Below are 25,427 nucleotides of genomic sequence, written 5' to 3'. Positions count from 1 at the left end.
CTTCACCCCCGGGCACGATGGCACCAGCCGCTCGCAGAAGCACGAAACGGCGGCTTAGTCATCCATCGACTCATCAGAGAGGACCGCGAACCCGATGAACAGCCGTCAGCGCAACCGCCGGGCAGCCCGTCTGCGCCAGTCCCCCGACTGGCCGCCGAGCCGCCGCCGGCGGGCGGCCGTCCGGACCGAGGGCACCACCCCGGCGACCCCGCCCACCGAGGCGCCGGGCACCTCGTCCTCCGAGACCGCCTGAGCGCAACAGTTCGTGGGTGCCCGTTCTGTACGGGCACCCACCAGCCTCGCGAACTTCGTCACCGGCGAGCTCGCGGCCTGGCTGCCGCGCTTGTTACACGCTCGTGGTCAAAGGCGGCGTTACCTGGCCGAGAAGACCACTACCGCATGCTCACGCATCAAAGTGAGGCTGGTGGGACTCGTCTCCGCTTGACGCGGATATGAGGCGGTACGTCCACCACAGGACCCACCTCGTCCAGCATCTCGGTATCTCCAGCACCTCCGGACTCAGGTTCTCGCAGTCCGAAGAGAGGACATTTCCTGATGTATCCACCGCACAGTAGTGCGTTCGCCTCAGTGAGGCGGCACTTCGACGATCCCCGGACCAGTGACGCGGTCTTCGTGCTCGTCCCCACGGACGCCGACGAGGCTGATCCGGTCCGGCTGACCGCCGCCGAGACGCACGAGGCCCTGTACGGCCCCGGCTCCGACCCGCAGTTCGCCACCGTGGTCTGGAAGGAGGTCATCCGCACGGCGCAGAGCGACCTGACTCCAGACAGCACGGGGAAACTCCTGGCGATCTGGCTGGCCCTGCCCCGGTTGACCAGGACGGTCCACCGGGTCTGCACGCGCCTGCGGGCCGACCGGTCGGACGTGGAGGCCGAGATGGTCCTAGCTCTCCTGGAGAAGCTGGCGGATCGGGACGGCGCGAGCTGTCTCGCCGAATCCTCCCTGCTGCACGCGGCGCGCGCCAGGGCGTGGCATCTCGCCCGGGAAGGGCTACGGGAGCTTCCCTCCACCCAGATCGAACGCATCACCGAGGAGCACGCTCTCACTGCGTCCGGCGAGGAGGCGGACGCTCCGGCGGCGGAGAGCCTGGACGTACGGGTCGACCGTCCGGACGGCCCGGACGGGCTGTGCGCACCGCTGCGTTTCCGGGTGCGCCCGGAGCATCTGCGCCGACAGGGAATCTTCATCGACACCGACGACGGGTCGCAGGACCGCTCGGCGGGTCATAGCCCCGGGAAGAGGCGACGGCCCGGGCGCCGCGCGGACACCCGGCCGGTCCGCCCTGCGGGGAGGCGAGGGTGAAGGACCCGGCAGAGGGCCGCCTCAGTTTCACGGAGATGTTCGACCTGCCCGTCGCAGTGGACCTGCGCACGGCGGCCCGAGCACTCGGAATCGGCTCGACGACCGCGTACCGGCTGATCCGCGAGCACGAGTTCCCCTGCCCCGTCCTCCGCATCGGACGTAAGTACAGGATTCCGACCAACGAGCTGATGCGCGCCCTGGGGATCGAGGACCGCCCGCTGTACAGCGTGGACCCAGAAGAGGACACGGACGATCCGAGCGTCGGCTTCTGACGGTAACCACCGTGCGGCTCCGTGGCATCGGCCACGGAGCCGCACGGCACTGCCTCCTACGACGGGCCGTTCGCCGCCGACATGCGCCGCACGGTTCTCCACGGCTGCTCGGCAATCGGAGGGCGAAAGGATGCCCTCCTTCTTCGCTGAGCGGTTCGGCGGCCGACAGCCCGCGTGCGTCGGCCAGTTCGCAAACCCGCCGGCGATCACCGACCCGAGCTACGGCGAGCACGCCCGTCAACCCTGAACCTGCCGGTGAGCCGTCGACGCACGCTTCGGCGCCCGCGTCATGATCGCCGCCCGGCCGGGGCGCGGATCTGAACGGCCCGGCGGCCCCAGCCTTACACACCGCTCGCCACGACTTCGAGGGGATGACCCCGAAGGTCCTCGTCGTCGTGGGCACGAAGGACTGGCACCCACCCGGTTTTCTCCGACCGGCAGGACTCGGGAAGTGACGCCTACGCGGCGTCTCCCGCGCCGAAGACCAGGTGGACAACTTCGACGACGCGGAGCACGGGCTGGGCGGCATCACAGCCTTCGACACTACCGAGGCCACCGACGAGACCCCCGACCGCGCCACCGCCGCACGAGCCCTCGTCCAGGCGCACCTGCGCGCCCGAGTTGTGCCCGCAGGAACCGGACTTGTACCGGGCCACCGCGGTCCGCGCATCAGCGCCCACTGCTCCCGGTCCCGGTTCGTGAAGCCGTCGGGCGTGACGTCGTGCCCTGGCGCCTTCAGTTCCAGGAAGCCGGTGATGCGCCCCGGTGTCTCCACCGCGTAGTCCGGACGCACTCGGGCCTCGGGCAAGGGATGCTCAGGATGAAGGCGAGGACTCAGCTTCCAGCGCGCCCCGAATGTTTCCACCAGCTTCGCCACCGGCAGGCTGATGGACGCCTCCGTGTCGCTGACCCGCAGACGCTCCCTGCCCTCGGATCCAAAGTCCGCCACGAGAGCCCGTATCCATTCGTCCGGCACCTTGCCCCCCTCCAAGCTGTGGACGTGGACGGCGGATACCGCAGACACAGCTTGTTGGAGGCGAGAGGACCGGCTCAGTGCGCGCGAGGGGCACGGGCAGCGCGTTCCGTGACCGCTGGGAAAGCCGGGGCGGGTGTTGGTTGGGAAGAGACCGCCATAGCCAATGTGGACCTTTCCTGCCGCCCAAACGGGAAGGCGCGTGGGACGCCATCCTCGCGCCGGACCGACCCGCTGCCCCGTCTCGCGAAAGCATACCAATCCACCCGCTGAACGAACGGGTCAGTCCCCCGGCGGACTGCCAGGAACCAGCACCGCTCCCAGAACCTCATCCCGTCCCGTCGTACCCACGACATCGAACGTCAGGAAACGGGGAACCAGGCCGACAGGCGCTTGGCAATAGCCGGTACATCGATGTTGTCCTGCGCGACTTCCTCGACGAACGGGCCAGCCACGGAGACGGGTGGCGGGGCGGTACTGGCGCTGACGCCGTTGAACCGCAGGAAGACACGCATGGCAAGCCAGGCGGTGCGCTTGTTGCCATCGATCAGCGCGTGATTGCGAGCGACGGAGTGCAGCAGTGCCGCCGCCTTCTCGTGAAGCGTGGGATACAGCTCGGCCCCGAACACGTTCGTCCGGGGCCGTTCGATCGCTGACACCAAAAGTCCCATGTCACGCACGCTGTGCTCGGTATCGTTGACCGTGCGAGCGATGGCCAGGATCTCGTCGATATGGATGTAGCGCACTTGGGTCACTTCAGGTAGTCCAGGATCTCCGCATCGCTGTCCATCAGCTCGGCCAGGACGTCATCGACCTTCAGCTCGGCCCGGTGCTGGGCGTCACGGATGGCCTCGATGGCAAGTTCCTGCTTGCTGCGACCCTCCCGACGAGCCCGCTCAGTGAGCTTCGCGTCAATGTCTTCGGGGAGTCGGAGTGTCATCGCCATACAGGAATGATACCGGACTGGTATCTGGGTGGCGAGGTGATACCAGCCACTCAAGACCTCGGACCACGACGCCGTCCTTCGTGGCCCGGTCGGGCCGCGGTCTCGGTTCCGAGGTGCGTGCGACGAGGTAGCAGCACGCGCCGCCGCTGGCGAGGTGCAGTCGGCCCCCCGAACCGGAGTCCTTGCCCCGCGCCGACGGCCCCGGTCTGCGGCCCAGGGCCGGAGAGGTCCGAGGTTGAGGCTTCCGATATGCGAGCGTCATCCGAGCGTCAAAAATTCTGCATTGCGCATCGCCACGTCGCCGCGAGACCCACGTCGGCCCTTGAACCTGCAGCTCAGAGCGTTCTGCACAAGCGAACCACAATCGACGCATTCCGCGAGCAAAAACAGGTCGAGCTAACCACCTGAAATGCAAAGCGGCAGGTCAAAGGCCCTTCTCAGCAGGCTCCAAAATCGCCACACACTCCACATGATGCGTCATAGGGAACAGATCGAACGCCCGAAGCATCCGCACCCGATACCCCCCCTCCCGGAAGTACCCCAAGTCCCGGGCCAGCGCGGCCGGATCGCAGGCGACGTAGGCGATGCGTCGCGCGCCCAGGCCCGCCAGGTGGCTGACCGTGGACTTGCCCGCGCCCGCGCGGGGCGGGTCCAGGACGATGAGGTCGACCTCCGTGATGCCCGTGCGCGGGAGGACGGACTCGACCTTGCCCTGTTCGATGCGGACGCGGTCGAAGGCGGTGAGGTTGTGGCGGGCGTCCTCGACGGCGCGCTTGGAGGACTCGATGCCGAGGACGGCGCCCTCGTCGCCGACGCGGTCGGCGATGGCGCCCGCGAAGAGGCCGACGCCGCAGTACAGGTCGAGGGCCGTCTCGCCCTTGCGCGGGAGGAGGCCCTGCATGACCGCCGTCACCAGGGTGTCCGCCGCCTTGGGGTGGACCTGCCAGAAGCCGCCGCTGCCCACGCGGTACGTACGGCCGTCCGCGCGCTCGCGGACGAAGGGGCGGCCGTGGACGCGGTGGACCCCGCCGTCCTTCTCGCCGACCCGCATGACGGAGACCGGCTTGTCGAGTTCGACGATGGGCAGGCGCTCCCCGGGGCGCGGGGTCAGGATCACCTGGCGGTCCTGCGAGCCCGTCGCCGCGATCGCCTCGACCGACTCCATGCCCGACCACCCGCGCTGCTCGATGCCCAGCTCGCTGACGCCCGGCGCCGCGATCATGCAGTGGTCGACCGGCTCGATCTCGTGGGAGCGGTGGCGGCGCAGGCCCGCGCGGCCGGACTCGGCGTCCACCGCGTACTGGACGCGGGTGCGCCACTGCGGGACCTCGCCCGCCGGGAGCTTGTCGCCCTCCGCGGGCATCACCGTGCCGTCCCAGCCCGCCTCCTCGGGCGTCAGGCCCGCGAGCCGCTGCAGCTGCTCGGCGATGACCTCGCCCTTGAGGCGGCGCTGCGCGCCCGGCTTGGCGTGCTGCCAGTCGCAGCCGCCGCAGCGGCCGGGGCCGGCGTAGGGGCAGGGGGCGGTCACGCGGTCCTTGGCCGGTTCGAGGACCGTCACCGCGTCGGCACGCAGGAAGCGGGAGGACTCGTCGCCCTCCGTGACGCGCGCGACGATCTTCTCGCCGGGCAGGGTGTGGCGTACGAAGAGGACGCGGCCCTCGGCCGTACGGGCGATGCAGTGGCCGCCGTGGGCGACGGGGCCGACCTCGACCTCGTACTCCTCCCCCACCAGTGAATTCTTCGGTTCTGCCTGCATGGCGGGGTGACTCCACAACGTCAAGAGATGAGCGGCCGGACAACAGCCCACCAGTCTACGTGGATGTTGTCCGGCCGCTCACTCAGCCTCGCGGAAGCCGCCCGGAGGGGCGGCGTGCCGCTCAGCCCTTGCCGCTCTTCTCCTTGGCCCGCTTCTCCACGGGGCCCCTCCGCACCGACCCCGGCGCGTTCCACTCCTGCCGCCTGCGGGCCCGCTTCTTCGCGGCCTCGGAGGACTCCAGCTGGTAGGGGACGGACGTGACCATCACGCCGGGGGTGAAGAGCAGCCTGCCCTTGAGGCGCAGGGCGCTCTGGTTGTGGAGGAGGTGCTCGTACCAGTGGCCGACCACGTACTCGGGGATGATCACGCTCACGGCGTCGCGCGGGCTCTCGCGGCGCAGCGACTTCACGTACTCGATGATCGGGCGGGTGATCTCCCGGTACGGCGAGTCGAGGACCTTCAGGGGCACGGAGATGCCGCGTCGCTCCCACTCGGCGCGCAGGGCCTTGGTCTCCGCCGGGTCGACGTTGACGCTCAGCGCCTCCAGGGTGTCCGTGCGCATCAGCTTGGCGTACGCGAGGGCGCGCAGCGTCGGCTTGTGGATCTTGGAGACGAGGACGATGGAGTGCACCCGGGAGGGGCGGACGCTGTCGTCGGTCGGGCCCTCGGGGGCCGCGATCTCCTCGGAGACGCGGTCGTAGTGGCGGCGGATCGCGGTCATCGTCGCGTAGAAGATGACCATGCCGAGCAGCGCGACCCAGGCGCCGTGCGTGAACTTGGTGACGAGGACGACGATCAGGACCAGGCCCGTGAAGAAGGCGCCGAAGGTGTTGATCGCGCGGGAGCGGACCATGTGGCGGCGCTTGCCCGGGTCCTGCTCCGTGGACAGATGGCGGTTCCAGTGCCGGACCATGCCGATCTGGCTGAGCGTGAAGGAGACGAAGACGCCGACGATGTAGAGCTGGATCAGCCGGGTCGAGTCCGCGCCGTAGACCCAGACGAGCAGCGCCGCGGCGCCCGCGAGGAGCACGATGCCGTTGGAGAACGCGAGGCGGTCACCGCGGGTGTGCAGCTGGCGCGGCAGATAGCGGTCCTGCGCGAGGATCGAGCCGAGCAGCGGGAAGCCGTTGTACGCCGTGTTGGCGGCGAGGAAGAGGACGAGGGCGGTGGCCGCGGCGAGCACGATGAACAGGAAGCTGCCGTTGCCGAAGACCGCCTCGGCGACCTGCGAGATCACCGGGTTCTGGACGTAGTCGCCGCCGACGGGGACGCCGTTCTCCAGGAGGTCCTTGGCGGGCTTCTCGGCCATGTGGACGTTGGTCGCCATGGCCAGGCCGATGATGCCGCAGAACATGGTGACGGCGAGGGCGCCCATGAGCGCGAGCGTCGTCGCGGCGTTCTTGGACTTGGGCTTGCGGAAGGCGGGCACGCCGTTGCTGATCGCCTCGACGCCGGTGAGCGCGGCGCAGCCGGAGGAGAAGGCGCGGAGCAGCAGGAAGACGAGGGCGAAGCCCGCGATGCCCTGGTGCTCGGCCTTGATCTCGAAGTCGGCGGTCGGGGCCTTCATGGTGTCGTCGAGGACGAAGCCGCGGAAGGCGCCCCAGGCGATCATCAGGAAGACGCCGACGACGAAGACGTACGTCGGGATCGCGAAGAGCTTCCCGGACTCCTTCACACCGCGCAGGTTCATCAGCGTGAGCAGCACGATGACGGCGACCGCGCAGAGCACCTTGTGCTCGACCACGAAGGGGACCGCGGAGCCGAGGTTCTCGATGCCGGAGGAGATGGACACGGCGACGGTCAGGACGTAGTCGACGAGCAGGGCGCTCGCGACGGTCAGACCCGCCTTGGGGCCGAGGTTGGTGTTGGCGACCTCGTAGTCGCCGCCGCCGCTCGGGTACGCGTGCACGTTCTGCCGGTACGACGCCACGACGGTGAACATCAGCACGACGACCGCGACGGCGATCCAGGGGCTGTAGTGGTACGCCGACGCGCCCGCGATCGACAGGACGAGCAGCACCTCGCCGGGCGCGTACGCGACGGAGGACAGCGGGTCGGACGCGAACACAGGGAGGGCGATGCGCTTCGGCAGGAGCGTTTCTCCCAGCCGGTCGCTGCGCAGTGCGCGCCCGATGAGGATCCGTTTGGGCACGTCGGTCAGTTTGGACACGCAGAGGATCGTAAGCGCTCCGTCAGCGTGTCGCCCACCCAGTACCCCCGACTTGTCAAGAGCTCCTGGCGAAAAGGTTAAAGAGATGTTCAAGCGACGGGTGAGCGGCCCGGCCGGTGCGGGGGCACCGGCCGGGCCGCTCACGTCGTTCGCGGGGGCGCCGCACCCGCGGCCGCTCACCGCCGCGGCGTCGCCCCGGCCCCCGTGACCAGCGGCTCCGTGTCCGCGCTCGGCGGCGCGGCGTATCCGCGGGTCAGTCGCTCCTCGGCGCGGCGCACCGCCTTCGAGGGCCACCACGTGGCGCGGCCGAGCAGCAGGAGCGCCGCGGGCAGGATCATGACGCGGATCACGAAGGCGTCGACCAGGACGGCCACCGCGAGCACGAAGCCCATCTGCTTCATCTCCAGGATGTGCAGCATCACGAAGCTGGCGAAGACGGTGACCATGACGATCGCCGCGCTGGTGACGACCTTCGCCGAGGACGCGATGCCGTCGATGACGGCCTTGCGGGTCGGCACGCCGTTCAGCGCCGCCTCGCGGATCCGGCTGACCACGAACACCTGGTAGTCCATCGAGAGCCCGAAGAGGATCACGAAGAGGAACAGCGGCACGCGCGAGGAGATGCCGTGCAGTGACACGAACGACAGCAGGCCCTCCGCCCACTCGCCCTGGAAGACGAGGACGAGCAGGCCGAGCGCGGACGCGGCGGACAGCAGGTTGAGCACGATGCCGAGCAGGCCGAGCACGACGGACCGGAAGGCGTAGACGGTCATCGCGAACGTCAGCAGGAGCAGCGCGCCGAGGACCAGCGGCAGCTTCTCGTTCTGGTGGGCCACGTAGTCGATGCCGCGGGGCACGTCACCGCTGACGGCCGTCTCGACGCCGTTCAGCTTGCCGACGGTGGCGGGCAGGTAGTCGTCGCGGAGGCGGTCCAGGGTGCGCGCGGCCGCGTCGGAGTACGTGGCGTGCCGGGCGCCGAGGTCCAGGGTGCTGATGCGGCCGTCCTTCGACGTCCTGATCCGCGGCGTGTCGTGGGCGGCGAAGAGCGGGTCGGCCGCGGCGTCGCGGTCCAGGGCGCGCAGGGCGCGGACGACGTCATCGGAGCGCTCGGGCGCGGAGCGGGCCACGACCTGGAAGCGCAGGCGCTCGTCGGGGAAGGAGGCGAGCAGCCGGTCGTACCCCTGCATGGCCGGGATCTCGCGCGAGAAGCTGTCCCGTGCCGGGTCCTTCAGCTTCAGGTCGAGGGCGGGCAGCGACAGGCCGACCAGGGCCAGGACGGCGAGGCCCAGGGTGAGCGCGGGGCGCTTGCGGGCGGGCGTGAGCAGGGCGTTCCAGAACCGGCCCGGCTTCTTGTCCTCGTGGAGCTTCACGGCCTTGCCCTTGGCCCGGCGCCGGTCCGCCCGGCGCTCGGCCCGCTGCCCCAGCTTGACCAGCATCGCGGGCAGGACGCTGACCGAACTGGCCACGGCGACCGCCACGACCAGGATGGTGCCGAGGGCGAGGGAGTCGAAGATGACGTCGTCGGCCAGGAACAGGGCGGCCGTGGAGACGATGACGGCGAGCCCGGAGACCACGATCGCGCGCCCTGCCGTCGCGGCGGCGGCCTCGACGAGCGCCTCGGACGAGAGCCTGCCGCCCGCGCGGGCCCGCTCCTCGCGCTCGCGCTTGAGGTAGAAGAGCGTGTAGTCGACGCCGACGGCCATGCCGATGAGCAGGATCATGCTGAGTCCGACGCCGGTGTCGGGCAGCAGGTGCGAGGCCAGCATCGCCAGGCCCATGGTCGCCGCGATCGAGGTCACGGCGAGCAGCAGCGGTACGCCGACCATCAGCAGCGAGCCGAACACCAGGGCCAGCGTGATCAGCGTGATGGGCAGCGTGATCGCCTCGGAGAACGCCAGGTCCTCGTCCCGCTGGTCGTCGACGCCCTTGCTCACGGACGCGGCGCCGGTCTCCTCGACCACCACGCCCGGGTGGGCCTTCTTGAGCTTCTCGGTCAGCTCCTGGAGCGGGACGACGATCTCCCTGGCCTCCTGCTCGGGGCCGTTGAGTGTCACGGGTACGCGGATGACCTCGCCGTTCTCGGAGCGGGCGGGCGGGCCCACCTCGTCGACCTCGGGCAGCGCCCTCATCCGCCGGGTGACGTCCCGCACGGCGGCGTCGGCCGCGGGCTCGTCCAGCTTTCCGTTCCGGCCGCTGATCAGGATCTGTTCGAGCGACTTGATCTGGAGGTCGCCCTCGGAGGCCATGGCCTCGGCGCGCCCGGCCTCGCCGACGCGGAAGTCCGCCGAGGTCGCGCTGTTCATCCCGGCCGCGCTGCCCGCGACGAGGCAGAGCGCCACGAAGGCGAACCAGCCGACGATCGCCCGCCAGGGGTGCAGCGCGCTCCAGCGGGCCACCCGCACGGTCAGCGACCGCCTGTCCGTGCCCGGCCCGCCGGACCCTCGTATCCCCATCTCCGACCCCCATCAGTTGCCGTTGCTTCATGTGTAAGAACTGACTGACACGTGGTGTGTAAGCGCAGACTGACAGGTGAAGGATGAATACGTCAACTGTCAGATGCGAGCGAAAAAGCCGGGCGGACGGAGGGTTTGACAGTGCTTCACGGCATGCGTAAGCCTTGGCTGACAGGTATCGGGACGGCACAGAGGCGGGCCATGAACAGCGAGGAGCTGCTTGCCTTCCTCTCGGCGGTGGGCCACGCGCAGCGCATCCGGATCATCAAGGAGCTCGCCGGGGGCCCCATGTACGTCAGCGAGCTGGCACGGCGCCTCGGCGTCTCCCGGCCCCTGCTCTACATGCACCTGGAGCGCCTGGAGAAGGCGGACCTCGTGCTCGGCAGGCTGGAGCTCTCCGACGACGGCAAGGCGCTCAAGTACTTCGAACTGGCGCCGTTTGACGTGCGGTTGAACGTGGATACGATTCTGGCTGCTGCCCAGCGGGACGGGGCGAGCGAGGCCGGACAGCATTCGACCGAGGGGACGCCCCAATGAGTGACGCGATCATCCCGATCGCCTTCTTCCTGATACTCGCCGGCGCGATCGTCGCCGTGGCCTACTTCCAGACCCAGCGCAGCCGCGAGCGCGACCGCGAGTACGCGGCGGCGATGGAGTCCTACCGCCAGGCCGTCGACACCGCCCGGTCCGAGTCGGATGCCGTACGCATCCAGCTCACCGAGCTGAACGTGCGGGTCAAGTCCATGGAGAGCATGCTGCGCTCCGTCGACTAGCGGCCGGGGGCGAGGGCGCGCGCACTCGGGCTTAGACCCGCGTACGAAAGCCGTTACCGTGGACTCTGCAAACGCACCCGGACACACCGGGCGGGCTATGAGCGCCCCGCACCGCGAACCGCTGGGCGGGATGCGCCGCCGCGCCGTGTGGGCGCGCGCCGAAAGAGAGTCATGAGTAGGGCATTTACGCAGGTCAAGTGGGCCGTGAGGAGCGCGGGGTAGCGACGTGCACATCGTCATCATGGGCTGCGGGAGAGTCGGTTCCGCTCTCGCGCAGACCCTGGAACAGCAGGGGCACACGGTCGCCGTGGTCGACCAGGACCCCACCGCATTCCGCCGTCTGGGCTCCGGCTTCGGCGGCCGTCGCGTGACCGGGGTCGGCTTCGACCAGGACACCCTGCGCGAAGCCGGGATCGAGGACGCGGGCGCCTTCGCCGCCGTCTCCAGCGGCGACAACTCGAACATCATCGCGGCCCGGGTGGCCCGCGAGATGTTCGGCATCGAGAACGTGGCGGCGCGCATCTACGACCCCCGCCGCGCGGAGGTCTACCAGCGTCTGGGCATCCCCACGGTCGCCACGGTCCGCTGGACCGCCGACCAGATGCTGCGGCGCCTGCTGCCCTCGGGCGCGGAGCCGCTGTGGCGCGATCCCACCGGCGGCGTCCAGCTCGCCGAGGTGCACGCCTCCGCGAGCTGGATCGGCCACAAGATCAGCCGTCTGCAGGAGGAGACCGGCGTCCGCGTCGCCTTCCTCACCCGGCTCGGCGAGGCGGTCCTGCCGACCTCGCAGACGGTCCTGCAGGAGGGCGACCTGGTGCACGTGATGATGCGCACCGACGAGGTCGAGAAGGTCGAGGCGGCGTTCGCCGAAGGCCCCGAGGAAGGCGGTCACTGATGAGGGTCGCCATTGCCGGAGCCGGTGCGGTGGGCCGTTCCATCGCCGGTGAGCTCCTGGAGAACGGGCACGAGGTGCTGCTCGTCGACAAGGCGCCGACGGCCATCTCCGTCGAGCGCGTCCCGCAGGCCGAGTGGCTGCTCGCCGACGCCTGCGAGATCACCTCCCTGGACGAGGCGGCGCTCCAGCGCTGCAACGTGGTCATCGCCGCGACCGGCGACGACAAGGTGAACCTGGTCGTCTCGCTCTTGGCCAAGACCGAGTACGGCGTCCCGCGCGTCGTCGCCCGCGTCAACAACCCGAAGAACGAGTGGCTCTTCAACGAGTCCTGGGGCGTCGACGTCGCGGTCTCCACGCCGCGCCTGATGTCCGCGCTCGTCGAGGAGGCGGTGAGCGTCGGCGACCTGGTGCGCCTGCTGCGCTTCAGCCACGGCGACGCGAACCTGGTCGAGCTGACGCTGCCGCCGGAGTCCGCCCTCGCGGGCACCCGGGTCGGCGACGTCCAGTGGCCCGAGGACACCTCGCTCGTCACCATCATCCGGGGCACGCGCGTCCTCACGCCGACCCCGGACGACTCGCTGGAAGCGGGCGACGAACTGCTCTTCGTGGCCGCGCAGGCGCGCGAGGAGCAGCTGGAGGACCTGCTCTCGGCGCGCAACTAGAGCCGTAGGGCTTTGTACGCAGGTGGGGGCGCCCAGGACATCCTGGGCGCCCCCACCTGCGTTGCCGTCTGTCGGCCCTTCGGGCCTCGTCCTCAGACGCCGGACGGGCTCAGGTCCCCTCGGCGGCCGCCTTGCGGCGCTCTTCCTCGGCGCGCTCCTCCGCCTCCATCTCCGCGAAGACGTCGATCGGCGGCGGCGCCTTGGCCAGGAAGACCCAGGTGAAGTACACCGCGAGGACCATCGGCGGCAGCTTCAGGGCGATCAGGACCCAGCCGAGCTGCTCGGTGTCCCCCCACCAGTACAGCGGGAAGAGGATCGCGTACTTCGCGAGGAAGATCAGGCCCCAGGCGAAGCTGGCCTTGGTGTAGGCCTTCTTGCGGCCCGGGTTGCGGGTGCGCCAGGAGAGGTTCTCCCGGAAGACCGGTCCGAGCAGCAGGCCGAGCAGCGGATAGCCCACCAGGGCCGACAGGAAGAAGGCGGCGCCGAGACCGGTGCCGTAGATCATCCCGGGCAGGTAGAAGTCCTTGGCGTTGCCCGTGAACATGGCGAAGGCCACACCGAACGCGACGCCGAAGACACCGCTGAAGGCGTGCTTGACCGTGTCTCGGCGGACCAGACGGACCACGACCAGGAGCAGCGCGACGCCGAGCGCGGCGATCGCCGAGCTGTGCAGGTCCTTGGTGATCGTGTAGATCAGCACGAACAGCAGGCCCGGCACCATCGTCTCGACCGTGCCCCGGATGCCGCCGAAGGCTTCGAAGAGCGCGGCCTGCGTGAGTGCCTTGGTGTCGGTGCCGTCAGGGGCGTCGGGGTGCTCCCCCACGGTCTGGTCGGTCGGCTTGTCGACTGACGTCACCGGCTACTCCCGTCCGAGCGGTCTGAGTTCGTACTTGGGGTTGAAGAGGACTCTGCGGCCGCGGTCTATGGATATCCGCCCCGAGGCGATCAGGCGGCGGCCCGGCTCGATGCCCACGATGGAACGCCTGCCGAGCCAGACCACGTCCACCGCGGCGGAGCCGTCGAACAGCTCCGCCTCCAGGGCGGGCACACCGGCCCGTGGCCGCAGGGTGACCGTGCGCAACGTACCAGTAACCGTCACTATCTGGCGGTCGTGGCAGTCGCCGATGCGGGTGCAGCCGGCTGTCTCGGCGTCCTCGCGCAGTTCCTGGGAGTCCAAGTCCTGCTGGGAGGACGACAGCCGGTCGAGCATGCGCCGGAAGCGGCCGGCGGGCTTGTCGGGTCCAGGAACAGCACTCATACCCCGAGCCTACCGGTGTGCCCCGACACCGCCGCAACGCCGGTGCGCGGCCCGTGCGGGCCGCGCGGCACCCGCGGAGGTCACCGCTCGAAGCGGTAGCCCATCCCCGGCTCGGTGATGAAGTGCTGGGGGTGCGCGGGATCCGCCTCCAGCTTGCGCCGCAGCTGGGCCATGTAGACCCGCAGGTAGTTCGTCTCCGTGCCGTAGGAGGGCCCCCACACCTCCTGGAGCAGCTGTTTCTGGCTGACCAGACGACCCGCGTTGCGCACGAGGACCTCCAGGAGGTGCCACTCGGTGGGCGTGAGGCGCACGTCGCGCCCGCCCCGGTTGACCTTCTTCGCGGCCAGGTCGACCGTGAAGTCCTCGGTCTCGATCGTGACGTCGTCCTCACCGGCCCCGGTGGGCTCGGCCCGCCGCACGGCGGCGCGGAGGCGGGCGAGGAGTTCGTCCATGCCGAAGGGCTTGGTCACGTAGTCGTCGGCGCCCGCGTCGAGGGCCTCGACCTTCTCGTCCGAGCTGTGCCGGGCGGAGAGCACCAGGATCGGCACCCGCGTCCAGCCGCGCAGCCCCTTGATCACCTCCACCCCGTCCATGTCGGGCAGACCGAGGTCGAGCACGATCACGTCGGGGTGGCGGGCGGCGGCGAGCTGAAGGGCGGTCGCGCCGTCCGGTGCCGCGTCCACGTCGTACTTGCGCGCCTTCAGGTTGATCACGAGGGCGCGTACGATCTGCGGCTCGTCGTCGACCACGAGCACCCGGGTCATTCCTACCTGCCTTTCGGGCTTGTCTGCGCCGCTCGCGCGGCTGGTTGTGCCACGTGCGCGGCTTGCGCCGGCGGTCACGAGGTCATCTGGGCGGAGAGGTCGGGCACGACGGGCGGGCGGCCGCCCGTCACCTTGAGCGTCAGCACCATGGTGAGACCGCCACCGGGGGTGTCCTCGGCGTTGAGGGTGCCCCCCATGGATTCCACGAAGCCGCGGGCGACGGCGAGGCCGAGGCCCACGCCGCTGCCGCGTGGAGCGTCACCGTAGCGCTGGAACGGCTCGAAGATGCGGTCCTTGGCGTCATCGGGGACGCCGGGGCCGCGGTCCACGACGCGCAGCTGCACCTGGTCCCCCAGGGCGCTCGCCGACACCAGGACCGGCGCGTCCTCGGGCGCGTACTTGACGGCGTTCTCCACGACATTGGCGACGGCGCGCTCCAGGAGTCCCTTGTCCACGGCGACCATCGGCAGGACCTCGGGCACGTCCAGGTCCACGCTGCCGTCGGGTACGCCGCCGAGCGCCATCGGCACCACCTCGTCGAGGTCGATCTCGCGGATCAGCGGGGCGACGGTGCCGGTCTGGAGGCGGGACATGTCCAGGAGGTTGCCGACGAGGTGGTCGAGCCGGTCGGCGCCCGCCTCGATGCCTTCGAGGAGCTCGGCCCGGTCCTCCTCGGACCACTCCACGTCCTCCGAGCGCAGCGAGGTGACCGCGGCCTTGATCCCGGCGAGCGGGGTGCGCAGGTCGTGGCTGACGGCGGCGAGCAGCGCGGTGCGGATGCGGTTGCCCTCGGCGAGGGTGCGGGCCTGGTCCGCCTCGGACTGCAGGCGCTGGCGGTCCAGGACGACGGCGGCCTGCGCGGCGAACGCGGCGAGCACGCGGCGGTCCTCGGCGGGCAGCACGCGGCCCGACAGGGCGAGCGCCATGTGGTCGCCGACGGGGACGTCCACGTCGGCGTCCTCGGGCCGGCCCGCCCGGGCTCCGGTGCCGACGCTGCCCGCGCAGGTCCACGGCGCCGTGTCGCCCGCGCGCTCCAGCAGGGCCACAGCCTCCATGCCGAAGGTCTCCCGCATGGTCTCCAGGAGCGATTCCAGGCTGTTCTCGCCGCGCAGCACGCTGCCCGCGAGGTGGGAGAGGATCTCCGACTCGGCGCGCAGGCGTGCGGCCTGGTGGGTGCGCCGGGCGGCCAGGTCGACCACGGACGCCACGGACACCGCGACGGACACGAAGACGCAGATGGCGACGATGTTCTTGGCGTCGGAGATCGTCCACTGGTGCAGCGGTGGCGCGAAGAAGTAGTTGAGCAGCAGGGAGCCGAACGCCGCGGAGGCGAGGGCCGGGAGCATGCCGCCGAGCAGGGCCGCCGCGACCGTGAGGGTCAGGAACAGCAGCATGTCGTTGGCGAGGCCGAGGTCGGCGTCGACGTGCGTGAGCAGCAGGGTGAGCAGCGCGGGCCCCACGACGCCGGCGAGCCAGCCCCAGATGATGCGGGAGCGGCCGAGCCGGGCGCCGCGCGCCACGGGAAGGCCGCGCCCCTTGGCGACCTCGCTGTGCGTGACGATGTGGACGTCCAGGTCGGGCCCGGAGTCCCGGGCCACGGTGGCGCCGACGCCCGGTCCGAACACGTACTGCCAGGCCTTGCGGCGCGAGGAGCCGAGGACGATCTGGGTGGCGTTGACGCCGCGGGCGAAGTCGAGCAGCGCGGCGGGGATGTCGTCGCCGATGACGTGGTGGAACGTTCCTCCCAGGTCTTCGACCAGGGTGCGCTGGACGGCCAGCTCCTTGGGCGAGGCCGCGGTCAGGCCGTCGCTGCGGGCGATGTAGACGGCGAGGATCTCGCTGCCGGAGCCCTTGGCGGCCATGCGGGAGGCGCGCCGGATGAGCGTGCGGCCCTCGGGTCCGCCGGTGAGGCCGACGACGATGCGCTCGCGAGCCTGCCAGGTCGAGCGGATGTTGTGCTCGCCCCGGTACTGCTGCAGGTACTCATCGACCCGGTCGGCCACCCACAGCAGCGCCAGCTCCCGCAGCGCCGTCAGATTGCCCGGCCGGAAGTAGTTCGACAGGGCCGCGTCGACCTTGTCGGCCTTGTAGATGTTGCCGTGCGCCATCCGGCGCCGCAGCGCCTGCGGCGACATGTCGACCAGCTCGATCTGGTCCGCGCGCCGCACCACCTCGTCCGGCACCGTCTCCCGCTGCCGCACCCCGGTGATCGACTCCACCACGTCACCCAGCGACTCCAGATGCTGGATGTTGACCGTGGATATGACGTCGATGCCGCCTTCGAGGAGCTCCTCGACGTCCTGCCAGCGCTTGGCATTGCGCGAACCCGGCACGTTCGTGTGGGCCAGCTCGTCCACGAGCGCCACGGCGGGGGCCCGGCGCAGCACGGCGTCCACGTCCATCTCGGTGAACGTCGCGCCCCGGTACTCCAGCTCCTTGCGCTCGATCTGCTCCAGACCGTGCAGCATCACTTCCGTGCGCGGACGGCTGTGGTGCTCGACGAAGCCCACGACGCAGTCGGTCCCGCGTTCGACGCGGCGGTGTGCCTCGGACAGCATCGCGTACGTCTTGCCGACACCCGGTGCCGCACCGAGGTAGATCCGAAGCTTGCCGCGTGCCATGGCCCCATTGTCTTCCTGAAACTGCTGTGTACGCAGCGTCGACCTTACGGCCAACAATCGCGGTAAAACGGACGAGGCGGGCGTTCCCGGGGGTCCTTGACACAACCCTGATGGCCCCGGCCCGTGAGCCCACGGAAACGGGCCCGTGGGCCCCGGGTGTTCCGGGGCCCACGGGCCGTACGGTCGCCGCCGGCGGGCCGGTCAGCCCTTCTGGGCGACCAGGTGCTTCAGGGCGATGTTGAGCTTCAGGACGTTCACCCGCGGCTCCCCCATGAAGCCGAGGACACGGCCGTCCGTGTGGTCGTCGACCAGCTCCTCGACGTCCTTGACGTCCAGGTGGTTCTTCTCGGCGATCCGGTGCGCCTGGAGGTCGGCGTAATCCGGCGAGATGTGCGGGTCGAGGCCGGAGGCGGAGGACGTGACGGCGTCCACCGGGACGTCCGCGGGGCTGACCTTGAAGTCGGCCGTCGAGTTGTCCTTGACGACGGCGTCCTGCGCGGCCTTCACCTGGGCGCACAGGCCGTCCGTGGCCTTGGGGTCGCAGACCTCCTTGCCGTCCTCGCCCGTCACGGCCCCTGAGTCGCCCGAGAGGTTGGTCGCACCGGACAGGAGCAGCTTGTACTGGGTGTTCACGCTGTTGCTGCCGAGGCCGTTGGACGGCCGGGGCTGGAACCACTTCAGGTCCGGCTCGGGCGTCTCCTGGCCCTTCTTCAGGGGCAGGTCGTAGCGCTGGCCGATCAGCTCGGAGCCGACGACCTTGCCGCCGTCCTTGATCTCGGAGCCGTTGGCCTTGCCGGGGAGGACGGCCTGGGCGACGCCCGTGACGACGAGGGGATAGATCACGCCGCAGACCACGGTGAGGACGAGCACGGCCCGCAGGCCGGCGCCCAGCAGCCGCGCGGTGTTTCCGACGGAGTTGTTCATGTCGAGTCACCCAATGCCGGGGATGAGGGAGAGGATCAGGTCGATGATCTTGATGCCGATGAACGGCGCGATCAGACCGCCGATGCCGTAGATGCCGAGGTTGCGCCGCAGCATCCGGTCGGCGCTCATCGGCCGGTACTGGACGCCCTTCAGGGCCAGCGGGACCAGGGCCACGATGATCAGCGCGTTGAAGATGACGGCCGACAGGATCGCGGACTTGGGGCTGGACAGGTCCATGATGTTGAGCTTGTCCAGGCCCGGGTAGACCACCGCGAACATCGCCGGGATGATCGCGAAGTACTTCGCCACGTCGTTGGCGATCGAGAAGGTCGTCAGGGCGCCGCGTGTGATGAGCAGCTGCTTGCCGATCTCGACGATCTCGATGAGCTTGGTCGGGTTGGAGTCCAGGTCCACCATGTTCCCGGCCTCCTTGGCGGCCGAGGTGCCGGTGTTCATGGCCACGCCGACGTCGGCCTGCGCGAGCGCGGGCGCGTCGTTCGTGCCGTCACCCGTCATCGCCACGAGCTTGCCGCCGGCCTGCTCGCGCTTGATGAGCGCCATCTTGTCCTCGGGGGTGGCCTCCGCGAGGAAGTCGTCCACGCCCGCCTCGTCGGCGATGGCCTTGGCCGTCAGCGGGTTGTCACCCGTGATCATGACGGTCTTGATGCCCATGCGGCGCAGTTCGTCGAACCGCTCCCGCATGCCCTCCTTGACGACGTCCTTGAGGTGGATGACGCCGAGCACCCGGGCGCCCTCGGTGTCCTCGATCGCCACGAGCAGCGGGGTGCCGCCCGCCTGCGAGATCGTGTCGGTGAGCTCCTGGGCCTCGGGCGTGACGGTGCCGCCGCGCTCCTGGACCCAGGCGACGACGGAACCGGTCGCGCCCTTGCGGACCTTGCGCCCGTCCACGTCCACACCCGACATCCGGGTCTGGGCGGTGAAGGCGATCCACTCCGCGCCGGTCAGCTCGCCCTGGTGGCGCTCGCGCAGACCGTACTTCTCCTTGGCGAGGACGACGATGGAGCGGCCCTCGGGCGTCTCGTCGGCCAGCGAGGAGAGCTGGGCGGCGTCGGCCACCTCGGCCTCGGTGGTGCCCCGCACCGGTACGAACTCGGCGGCCTGGCGGTTGCCGAGCGTGATGGTGCCGGTCTTGTCGAGCAGCAGCGTGGAGACGTCACCGGCGGCCTCGACGGCGCGCCCGGACATCGCGAGGACGTTGCGCTGGACCAGGCGGTCCATGCCCGCGATGCCGATCGCGGAGAGCAGGGCGCCGATGGTCGTCGGGATGAGGCAGACCAGGAGCGCGCAGAGCACGATCATGGACTGCTCGGCACCGGCGTACACGGCGAACGGCTGGAGCGTGACGACCGCGAGCAGGAAGACGATGGTCAGCGAGGCGAGCAGGATGTTCAGCGCGATCTCGTTGGGCGTCTTCTGCCGGGCCGCGCCCTCGACCAGGTTGATCATCCGGTCGATGAAGGTCTCGCCGGGCTTCGTCGTGATCTTGATGACGACGCGGTCGGAGAGGACCTTCGTGCCGCCGGTGACCGCGGACCGGTCGCCGCCGGACTCACGGATGACCGGCGCCGACTCACCGGTGATCGCCGACTCGTCGACGCTCGCCACGCCCTCGACGACGTCACCGTCGCCGGGGATGATGTCGCCCGCCTCGCAGACGACCAGGTCACCGATCCTGAGGTCGGTGCCGGGCACCTGCTCCTCGGACGTGCCGTCGGCCGCGAGGCGGCGCGCGACCGTGTCGGTCTTGGCCTTGCGCAGCGTGTCGGCCTGGGCCTTGCCGCGGCCCTCGGCGACCGCCTCCGCGAGATTGGCGAAGACCGTGGTCAGCCACAGCCACGCGGTGATCGTCCAGCCGAACCAGTCGCCCGGGTCCTTGAAGGCGAGCACGGTGGTGAGCACCGAGCCGATCAGGACCACGAACATCACGGGCGACTTGACCATCACCCGCGGGTCGAGCTTCCTGAGGGCGTCCGGGAAGGACTTCAGGAGCTGGGCCGGGTCGAAGAGACCGCCGCCGACCTTGTTGTCGTCCGGCTTGTGGCCGGTCGGCACGTCCTGGTGCGGCGCGCGCGTGGGAGTAGCGGTCGTCATGGAGCTGCGCTCCTCTTGCTTGCTGGTTTCGATGGTCATGACGCGAGACCCTCGGCGAGCGGTCCGAGCGCGAGCGCCGGGAAGTACGTCAGACCGGTGATGATCATGATGGTGCCGACGAGGAGGCCCGTGAACAGCGGCTTCTCCGTGCGCAGGGTGCCGGCCGTCTTCGGGATCGGCCGCTGCTCGGCCAGGGATCCGGCGAGCGCGAGCACGAACACCATCGGCAGGAACCGGCCGAGGAGCATCGCGAGACCGATCGTGGTGTTGAACCACTGCGTGTCGGCGTTCAGGCCCGCGAAGGCCGATCCGTTGTTGTTGGCGCCGGAGGTGAAGGCGTACAGGATCTCCGAGAAGCCGTGGGCGCCGCTGTTGGTCATCGAGTTCTTCGGCGTGTCCATCGCCATCGAGGCGCCGGTGAAGCCGAGGACGAGCGCGGGCGTGACGAGGATGTAGCAGGCCGCGAGCTTGATCTCGCGGGTGCCGATCTTCTTGCCCAGGTACTCGGGGGTGCGGCCGACCATCAGACCCGCGATGAAGACCGCGATGATCGCCATGATGAGCATGCCGTAGAGGCCGGACCCGACGCCGCCGGGTGCGATCTCGCCGAGCTGCATGCCCAGCATCGTGATCCCGCCGCCGAAACCGGTGTACGAGGAGTGGAAGGAGTTCACCGCGCCGGTCGAGGTGAGCGTGGTGGCCACCGCGAAGATCGACGAGCCGCCGACGCCGAAGCGCGTCTCCTTGCCCTCCATCGCCCCGCCCGCGAGGTCGAACGCCGGGCCGCCGTGGTGGAATTCGGTCCACATCATCAGCGCGGTGAAGCCGAGCCAGATCGTCGCCATCGTGGCGAGGATCGCGTAGCCCTGCCTGATCGAACCGACCATCCGGCCGAAGGTCCGGGTCAGGGCGAACGGAATCACCAGGATCAGGAAGATCTCGAAGAGGTTCGAGATCGGATTCGGATTCTCGAAGGGGTGCGAGGAGTTGGCGTTGAAGTAGCCGCCGCCGTTGGTGCCCAGTTCCTTGATGACTTCCTGGGAGGCGACCGCACCGCCGTTCCACTGCTGCTCGCCGCCGAGGAACTGGCCGACCCCGTGAATTCCGGAGAAGTTCTGGATGGCGCCGCAGGCGACCAGGACGAGGGCGCCGACCACGGAGATCGGGATCAGGATGCGGACGACACCGCGGACCAGATCGGTCCAGAAGTTGCCCAGCTCACCGGTGCGCGAGCGGGAGAAGCCGCGCACGAGCGCCACGGCGACGGCGATGCCGACGGCCGCGGAGACGAAGTTCTGCACCGCGAGACCGGCCGTCTGCACGACGTGGCCCATGGCCTGCTCGCCGTAGTACGACTGCCAGTTGGTGTTGGCGACGAAGGAGGCGGCGGTGTTGAACGCCTGGTCAGGGTCTATCGACTGGAAGCCGAGCGACCCCGGCAGGGAGCCCTGGATCCGCTGCAGCAGATACAGGAAGAGCAGGCTCGCCAGGGAGAAGGAGAGCACGCCGCGCAGATAGGCGGGCCAGCGCATCTGGGTGCCGGGGTTGGCGCCGATGCCCTTGTAGATCCACTTCTCGACGCGCAGATGCCTGTCGGAGGAGTAGACGCCGGCCATGTAGTCGCCGAGCGGACGGTACGCGAGGGCCAGCGCGGCCACGAGCGCGAGCAGCTGGAGCACGCCAGCGAGGACGGGACTCATGTGGGGACTCAGAACCTCTCCGGGAACACAAGGGCGAGGACGAGATAGCCGAGGAGGGCGACGGCCACGACGAGGCCGACGATGTTTTCGGCGGTCACAGCTTCGCCACCCCCTTGGCGACGAGAGCCACCAGCGCGAATACCGCGAGCGTGGTGACGACGAAGGCCACGTCGGCCATCGTGTGCTCCTAGATGAGATTCGGAATTGCTGACGTCATGAGGAAACCGCCTCAATGGCGGGTTTCGATCGCTGTTGACGTCTCCCTAGCGGCCATTGGCGCGGCGTTGACGAATCTCTTACGGCGATACGTTCAACCAGTTCACGCGCGTAAAACGCCGAGGGGCCGCACTCCCGAATCGGGAGTGCGGCCCCTCGGCTCGCGCCTCTTCGCGTCAGCGGCTCTCGCCGTCAGCGGACCTCGGTGATCTCCGGTCCCCGGGCCAGCTGGCCCATGCCGCCGGAGAACCGGGACGCCTCCTGGTCCTCCTGCTGAACGCCCTCGGCGACCATCTGCGCGTCGTCGGGCAGCTTGAGGACGATCGGGTCCCGCGGGGCCATCGGGCCCTCGCCGCGGACCACGACCGTGTCCCGGAAGATCTGCTCCAGCAGACCCGCGGCCCCCGGCTGCACCGCGCCCTGCCCGGAGATCACCCCGCGCAGGAACCAGCGCGGGCCGTCCACGCCCACGAACCTGACGACCTGGAAGCCGCTCGTGCCGTCCGGCAGCTGCACCGGCACCTGCGCGCGCAGCTCCCAGCCGAGCGGCCCCTCGACCTCGTCGATGACCCCGCCCTGCTGGGTGATGCCGGAGGCGATCTCCTCGCGCACCTCGCCCCAGATGCCCTCCCGCTTGGGGGCGGCGAAGCCCTGCAGCTGGATGGCGCTGTCCTGGAGCACGACGGTGGCCGCGACGATCGCGTCACCCGCGACCTCCACGCGCAGCTCCATGCCCTCGACCCCCGGCACGAACAGACCGCCGAGGTCCACCCGGCCCTCGCCGGGCTCGCGGACCTCGGAGTCGTCCCAGGGCCCGTCCGGGCGCGGCTCCGGCTCCAGGCGCACGCGCTGCGACGCCGCGCCCTCGGTCTCCGCGTCCTCCGTGCCGTCGACGACCTGCTCGGCCTCGCCCGCCGCGTCCTCGGCGGCACCGCTCTTCTTGCGACGTCCGAACACGTCACTGTCCTTCCCGGTCGGATACGACCGACGCGTATCGATTCCCACCCGTTTGTTCGCCCGAGCTGACGCCCACAGCGGCGTGACCGCCGGTGGACCCGAAGCCCCCCTCGGCCCGCGCCGAACCGGGAAGCTCCGCCACCTCCTGGAAGCGCACCTTCTCGACCTGCTGGACGACCAGTTGGGCGATCCGGTCGAAGCGCTCGAACCGCACGCTGTCGCGCGGGTCGAGATTCACCACGATCACCTTGATCTCCCCACGGTACCCGGCATCAATCGTCCCTGGGGCATTCACCATGGCGACACCGCAGCGGGCGGCGAGGCCGGACCGGGGGTGCACGAAGGCCGCGTACCCCTCGGGCAGGGCGATGGAAACCCCGGTCGGCAGCACCGCCCGCTCACCGGGCGCGAGTTCGCAGGCCTCGGTGGTGCGCAGATCGGCACCGGCGTCGCCGGGCATCGCGTACGCGGGCAGCGGTACGTCGGGGTCGACGCGCCTGATCAGCACGTCCAGAGGGGCACGGTCGGTCACGGGTTCACCTCGAAGGCGCGGGCGCGCCGGATCTGGTCCGGGTCGTTCATGGCCGCCCTGATCTCCTGGGGTCGGCCGTTGTCGATGAAGTGGTCCACCTTCACCTCGATGAAGAGGGCGTCGGCACGGACGGCGAGCGGCCCCTCGGGGCCGCCTATGCGCCCCGTGGCCCGCGAGTAGATCTTCCGTCCGGCGACGGCGGTGACCTCGGCCTCCAGGTGCAGCACGGTGCCCACCGGCACCGGCCGCACGAAGTCGGTCTCCAGGCGTCCGGTCACGGCGATCACCCGCAGCAGCCAGTTCAGGGAGCCGAGGGTCTCGTCGAGCGCGGTGGCGAGCACGCCGCCGTGGGCGAGCCCCGGCGCACCCTGGTGCGCCTCGCGCACGGTGAACTCGGCGGTGACGGTGACGCCTTCGCCGGCCCGGGCCGCGAGGTGCAGTCCGTGGGCCTGGCCGTCCCCACAGCCGAAGCAGTGCGCGTAGTGCGCGCCGATGAGCTCCCCGGGCGCGGGCGCGTCGGGGTGCCGTACGGGGGGTATGGCGTCGGCCGGGGGCCGCAGGGCCGCAGTAGTACCACTCACAGGCGCAGACCTTACCTCCGCGTCAGCGGCGGTCGCGCACCATGCCAAGCTTGGCTTCATGCAGCCTTACGAAGAACGCCTGACCGCGCCGCGTTCGTGGTGGTTCGTCTCGGTGCTCGTCGGCATCGCGGCGGGCCTGATCGCGCTCCCGTTCGGCACCCTGGCGCTGCTCGGCGGCCTGGTCGCGGGCACGGCGCTCGCAGCGGTGCTCACCAGCGCGTACGGCTCGGTGCGCATCCGGGTCGTGGCGGGCTTCCTGGTCGCCGGGGACGCCAAGATCCCGCTGACGGCGCTGGGCCCCGCCGAGCCCCTGGACGCGGCCGGGGCGCGCGCCTGGCGGACCCACAAGGCCGACCCGCGCGCGTTCATGGTGCTGCGCAGCTACATCCCGACGGCGCTGCGCGTCGAGGTCACGGATCCCGAGGACCCGACCCCGTACGTGTACGTGTCCACCAGGAACCCTCAGGCGCTGGCGAAGGCGCTGGGGACGGTCACGGCGGCGTAGCCCCGCCGGGGGGGCGGCACGCCGACGGCTCAGGACTCCAGCTCCTTGGGGCCGGTGAGCGGCGGCAGCTCCCCCAGGGCGTCCCAGGGCACCTGCGTGCGGCGCAGATCGGCGCGGACGCGCTCGGCGAGCTTCTTCGTGTCGCGGCGGTTCATGAACGCCCCGACCGCGGCTCCAACCATGAACGGCATCAGGTTCGGCAGGTTCCGCACCATCCGCTTCATGATCTGCTGGCGCAGCTCCCGCTTCATCTGGCCGCCGAGCGCGGCGTTTATCGACGCGGGCTTGGCCACGTCGATGCCGCGCTCCTCGGTCCACGACCGCAGATACGCGCTGCTGCGCTGCTTGAGGGGGCCGGGCGGTCGCCGTCCGTAGACCTCGTGCAGCTCGGCGATGAGCTTCAGCTCGATCGCGGCGACGCCGGTGATCTCGGCGGCGAGCTCGGCGGGCATGGCCGGCGGGACCGGCAGCATGGCGGCGGCGCCCACTCCGGCGCCCACCGTGGAGGTCGCGTTCGCCGCGCCCGCGATGAGTTTGTCCGCGAGCTGCTCCGGGCCGAGGCCCGGGAACTGCTTGCGGAGGGTGGCCAGGTCCCGGACGGGGACCCGGGGGGCGTTCTCGATGATCCGGTCGGCCAGATAGCCGATGCCGGCCCTGGCTCCGCGGCCACCGCGCAGCGCCCCGTTCTTCAAGCCGTTCGCGACGGCGGAGAAACGCTTGCCCTTGGTCGTGGGGCCCTCGTCTTCCGCCGTCGTCGCGGTTCGCACGGCCTCGACGGCCGTGTGCGGCGACGTCGCCGCCGCGTGGTGCACGAGCGCGGGGACCGCCTCGTACGCCGTCTCAGCGCCGCTCTGCGCCCTGGCGAGGCCCTGGTGGCCGACGGGGTCGGCCGGTCCCGCTCCCGACGCGTCGGCGGGCCTGAGCGAGGCCCCAGGGCCCCGCTCGGCATCCGTCGCGCCGGATGGCACGGCTGCGTCCGCTTCGTGGTCGCCGAAGCGGTTCTTCCCAGGCGGGGTCGAACCTGTCACGGCCGA

26 protein-coding genes are annotated in these 25,427 nt (G+C 70.3%); 9 read left to right on the top strand and 17 right to left on the bottom strand.

The window, feature by feature from the left end; translation table 11 throughout:
* Positions 1-94: 94 nt before the first annotated feature.
* The 4 genes from CP982_RS41895 to CP982_RS41890 all read left to right on the top strand — a co-directional run bounded on the left by CP982_RS41895 (position 95) and on the right by CP982_RS41890 (position 2,377).
* A complete protein-coding gene (locus CP982_RS41895; protein WP_170316516.1) occupies positions 95-253 on the top strand; it encodes a hypothetical protein in 159 nt (52 codons plus the stop codon).
* Between the two features lie 335 nt (positions 254-588).
* The gene (locus tag CP982_RS31130; RefSeq protein ID WP_150513492.1) at positions 589-1,323 is read left to right on the top strand and encodes a hypothetical protein; all 735 of its coding nucleotides are present in this window, start codon (positions 589-591) and stop codon (positions 1,321-1,323) included.
* 35 nt (positions 1,324-1,358) lie between these two features.
* On the top strand, positions 1,359-1,595 hold the full coding sequence (locus CP982_RS31125; RefSeq protein ID WP_150515788.1) for a helix-turn-helix domain-containing protein: 237 nt from the start codon (positions 1,359-1,361) through the stop codon (positions 1,593-1,595).
* A gap of 488 nt (positions 1,596-2,083) precedes the next feature.
* Positions 2,084-2,377 carry a hypothetical protein gene (locus CP982_RS41890; protein ID WP_170316515.1) on the top strand — a complete coding sequence of 98 codons (294 nt, stop codon included), beginning with the start codon at positions 2,084-2,086 and terminating at the stop codon, positions 2,375-2,377.
* A 553-nt stretch (positions 2,378-2,930) separates the two neighbouring features.
* On the opposite strand, the gene CP982_RS31110 is transcribed toward CP982_RS41890, so the two are convergent.
* The 5 genes from CP982_RS31110 to CP982_RS31090 form a co-directional block, all read right to left on the bottom strand.
* Entirely contained in the window at positions 2,931-3,323 is a 393-nt protein-coding gene (locus tag CP982_RS31110; RefSeq protein ID WP_030566794.1) for a type II toxin-antitoxin system death-on-curing family toxin, read from the bottom strand.
* The gene (locus tag CP982_RS31105) at positions 3,320-3,514 is read right to left on the bottom strand and encodes a beta-ketoacyl-[acyl-carrier-protein] synthase family protein (protein WP_150513490.1); all 195 of its coding nucleotides are present in this window, start codon (positions 3,512-3,514) and stop codon (positions 3,320-3,322) included. Before CP982_RS31105 ends, CP982_RS31110 begins: the two co-directional genes overlap by 4 nt.
* A gap of 424 nt (positions 3,515-3,938) precedes the next feature.
* A complete protein-coding gene (locus CP982_RS31100) occupies positions 3,939-5,270 on the bottom strand; it encodes a class I SAM-dependent RNA methyltransferase (RefSeq protein WP_150513489.1) in 1,332 nt (443 codons plus the stop codon).
* A 121-nt stretch (positions 5,271-5,391) separates the two neighbouring features.
* Positions 5,392-7,440 carry an APC family permease gene (locus CP982_RS31095; protein WP_150513488.1) on the bottom strand — a complete coding sequence of 683 codons (2,049 nt, stop codon included), beginning with the start codon at positions 7,438-7,440 and terminating at the stop codon, positions 5,392-5,394.
* Positions 7,441-7,616: 176 nt separating this feature from the next.
* On the bottom strand, positions 7,617-9,893 hold the full coding sequence (locus tag CP982_RS31090; RefSeq protein ID WP_150513487.1) for an MMPL family transporter: 2,277 nt from the start codon (positions 9,891-9,893) through the stop codon (positions 7,617-7,619).
* Between the two features lie 201 nt (positions 9,894-10,094).
* Between CP982_RS31090 and CP982_RS31085 the strand changes: the two genes are divergently transcribed.
* From CP982_RS31085 to CP982_RS31070, 4 genes are all read left to right on the top strand, one after another.
* Positions 10,095-10,430 carry an ArsR/SmtB family transcription factor gene (locus CP982_RS31085; RefSeq protein ID WP_150513486.1) on the top strand — a complete coding sequence of 112 codons (336 nt, stop codon included), beginning with the start codon at positions 10,095-10,097 and terminating at the stop codon, positions 10,428-10,430.
* The gene (locus CP982_RS31080; protein WP_150513485.1) at positions 10,427-10,666 is read left to right on the top strand and encodes a hypothetical protein; all 240 of its coding nucleotides are present in this window, start codon (positions 10,427-10,429) and stop codon (positions 10,664-10,666) included. Before CP982_RS31085 ends, CP982_RS31080 begins: the two co-directional genes overlap by 4 nt.
* Positions 10,667-10,892: 226 nt before the next feature.
* Positions 10,893-11,561 (top strand): potassium channel family protein, encoded by a 669-nt coding sequence (locus CP982_RS31075; protein ID WP_030682402.1) that lies wholly within the window; start codon positions 10,893-10,895, stop codon positions 11,559-11,561.
* The gene (locus tag CP982_RS31070) at positions 11,561-12,223 is read left to right on the top strand and encodes a potassium channel family protein (protein ID WP_030682399.1); all 663 of its coding nucleotides are present in this window, start codon (positions 11,561-11,563) and stop codon (positions 12,221-12,223) included. Before CP982_RS31075 ends, CP982_RS31070 begins: the two co-directional genes overlap by 1 nt.
* Before the next feature lie 109 nt (positions 12,224-12,332).
* On the opposite strand, the gene CP982_RS31065 is transcribed toward CP982_RS31070, so the two are convergent.
* From CP982_RS31065 to CP982_RS31015, 11 genes are all read right to left on the bottom strand, one after another.
* Positions 12,333-13,079, bottom strand: a complete 747-nt coding sequence (locus CP982_RS31065) for a DUF3159 domain-containing protein (RefSeq protein ID WP_150513484.1) — start codon at positions 13,077-13,079, stop codon at positions 12,333-12,335.
* Positions 13,080-13,082: 3 nt separating this feature from the next.
* Positions 13,083-13,481, bottom strand: a complete 399-nt coding sequence (locus CP982_RS31060; RefSeq protein WP_078869048.1) for an OB-fold nucleic acid binding domain-containing protein — start codon at positions 13,479-13,481, stop codon at positions 13,083-13,085.
* An 80-nt stretch (positions 13,482-13,561) separates the two neighbouring features.
* Positions 13,562-14,245 (bottom strand): response regulator, encoded by a 684-nt coding sequence (locus CP982_RS31055; protein WP_030682386.1) that lies wholly within the window; start codon positions 14,243-14,245, stop codon positions 13,562-13,564.
* Positions 14,246-14,319: 74 nt separating this feature from the next.
* Positions 14,320-16,866, bottom strand: a complete 2,547-nt coding sequence (locus CP982_RS31050) for a sensor histidine kinase (protein WP_150513483.1) — start codon at positions 16,864-16,866, stop codon at positions 14,320-14,322.
* Positions 16,867-17,067: 201 nt separating this feature from the next.
* Entirely contained in the window at positions 17,068-17,790 is a 723-nt protein-coding gene (locus CP982_RS31045; RefSeq protein WP_150513482.1) for a potassium-transporting ATPase subunit C, read from the bottom strand.
* 6 nt (positions 17,791-17,796) lie between these two features.
* Positions 17,797-19,941, bottom strand: coding sequence for a potassium-transporting ATPase subunit KdpB (kdpB, locus tag CP982_RS31040; RefSeq protein WP_150513481.1), 2,145 nt, complete (start codon positions 19,939-19,941; stop codon positions 17,797-17,799).
* Positions 19,938-21,602, bottom strand: coding sequence for a potassium-transporting ATPase subunit KdpA (kdpA, locus tag CP982_RS31035; RefSeq protein WP_150513480.1), 1,665 nt, complete (start codon positions 21,600-21,602; stop codon positions 19,938-19,940). The genes kdpB and kdpA overlap by 4 nt, the downstream gene beginning before the upstream one ends.
* Before the next feature lie 8 nt (positions 21,603-21,610).
* The gene (gene kdpF, locus CP982_RS31030) at positions 21,611-21,700 is read right to left on the bottom strand and encodes a K(+)-transporting ATPase subunit F (protein ID WP_033264828.1); all 90 of its coding nucleotides are present in this window, start codon (positions 21,698-21,700) and stop codon (positions 21,611-21,613) included.
* Positions 21,701-22,010: 310 nt separating this feature from the next.
* On the bottom strand, positions 22,011-22,775 hold the full coding sequence (locus CP982_RS31025; RefSeq protein ID WP_150513479.1) for a DUF3710 domain-containing protein: 765 nt from the start codon (positions 22,773-22,775) through the stop codon (positions 22,011-22,013).
* Between the two features lies 1 nt (position 22,776).
* Positions 22,777-23,307 carry a dUTP diphosphatase gene (dut, locus tag CP982_RS31020; protein WP_030680277.1) on the bottom strand — a complete coding sequence of 177 codons (531 nt, stop codon included), beginning with the start codon at positions 23,305-23,307 and terminating at the stop codon, positions 22,777-22,779.
* A complete protein-coding gene (locus tag CP982_RS31015; RefSeq protein WP_150513478.1) occupies positions 23,304-23,888 on the bottom strand; it encodes a PaaI family thioesterase in 585 nt (194 codons plus the stop codon). The genes dut and CP982_RS31015 overlap by 4 nt, the downstream gene beginning before the upstream one ends.
* A gap of 58 nt (positions 23,889-23,946) precedes the next feature.
* Between CP982_RS31015 and CP982_RS31010 the strand changes: the two genes are divergently transcribed.
* Positions 23,947-24,393 (top strand): DUF3093 domain-containing protein, encoded by a 447-nt coding sequence (locus CP982_RS31010; protein WP_150513477.1) that lies wholly within the window; start codon positions 23,947-23,949, stop codon positions 24,391-24,393.
* A 29-nt stretch (positions 24,394-24,422) separates the two neighbouring features.
* Here the strand turns inward: CP982_RS31010 and CP982_RS31005 are convergent, their stop codons facing one another.
* Positions 24,423-25,421, bottom strand: coding sequence for a hypothetical protein (locus CP982_RS31005; RefSeq protein ID WP_150513476.1), 999 nt, complete (start codon positions 25,419-25,421; stop codon positions 24,423-24,425).
* Positions 25,422-25,427 lie beyond the last annotated feature (6 nt).

The sequence above is a fragment of the Streptomyces spectabilis genome, from assembly GCF_008704795.1.
Taxonomy (GTDB): Bacteria; Actinomycetota; Actinomycetes; order Streptomycetales; family Streptomycetaceae; genus Streptomyces; species Streptomyces spectabilis.
The sequence above is the reverse complement of the archived record's forward strand: the minus strand, read 5'-3'. Positions and strand labels throughout refer to the sequence as shown.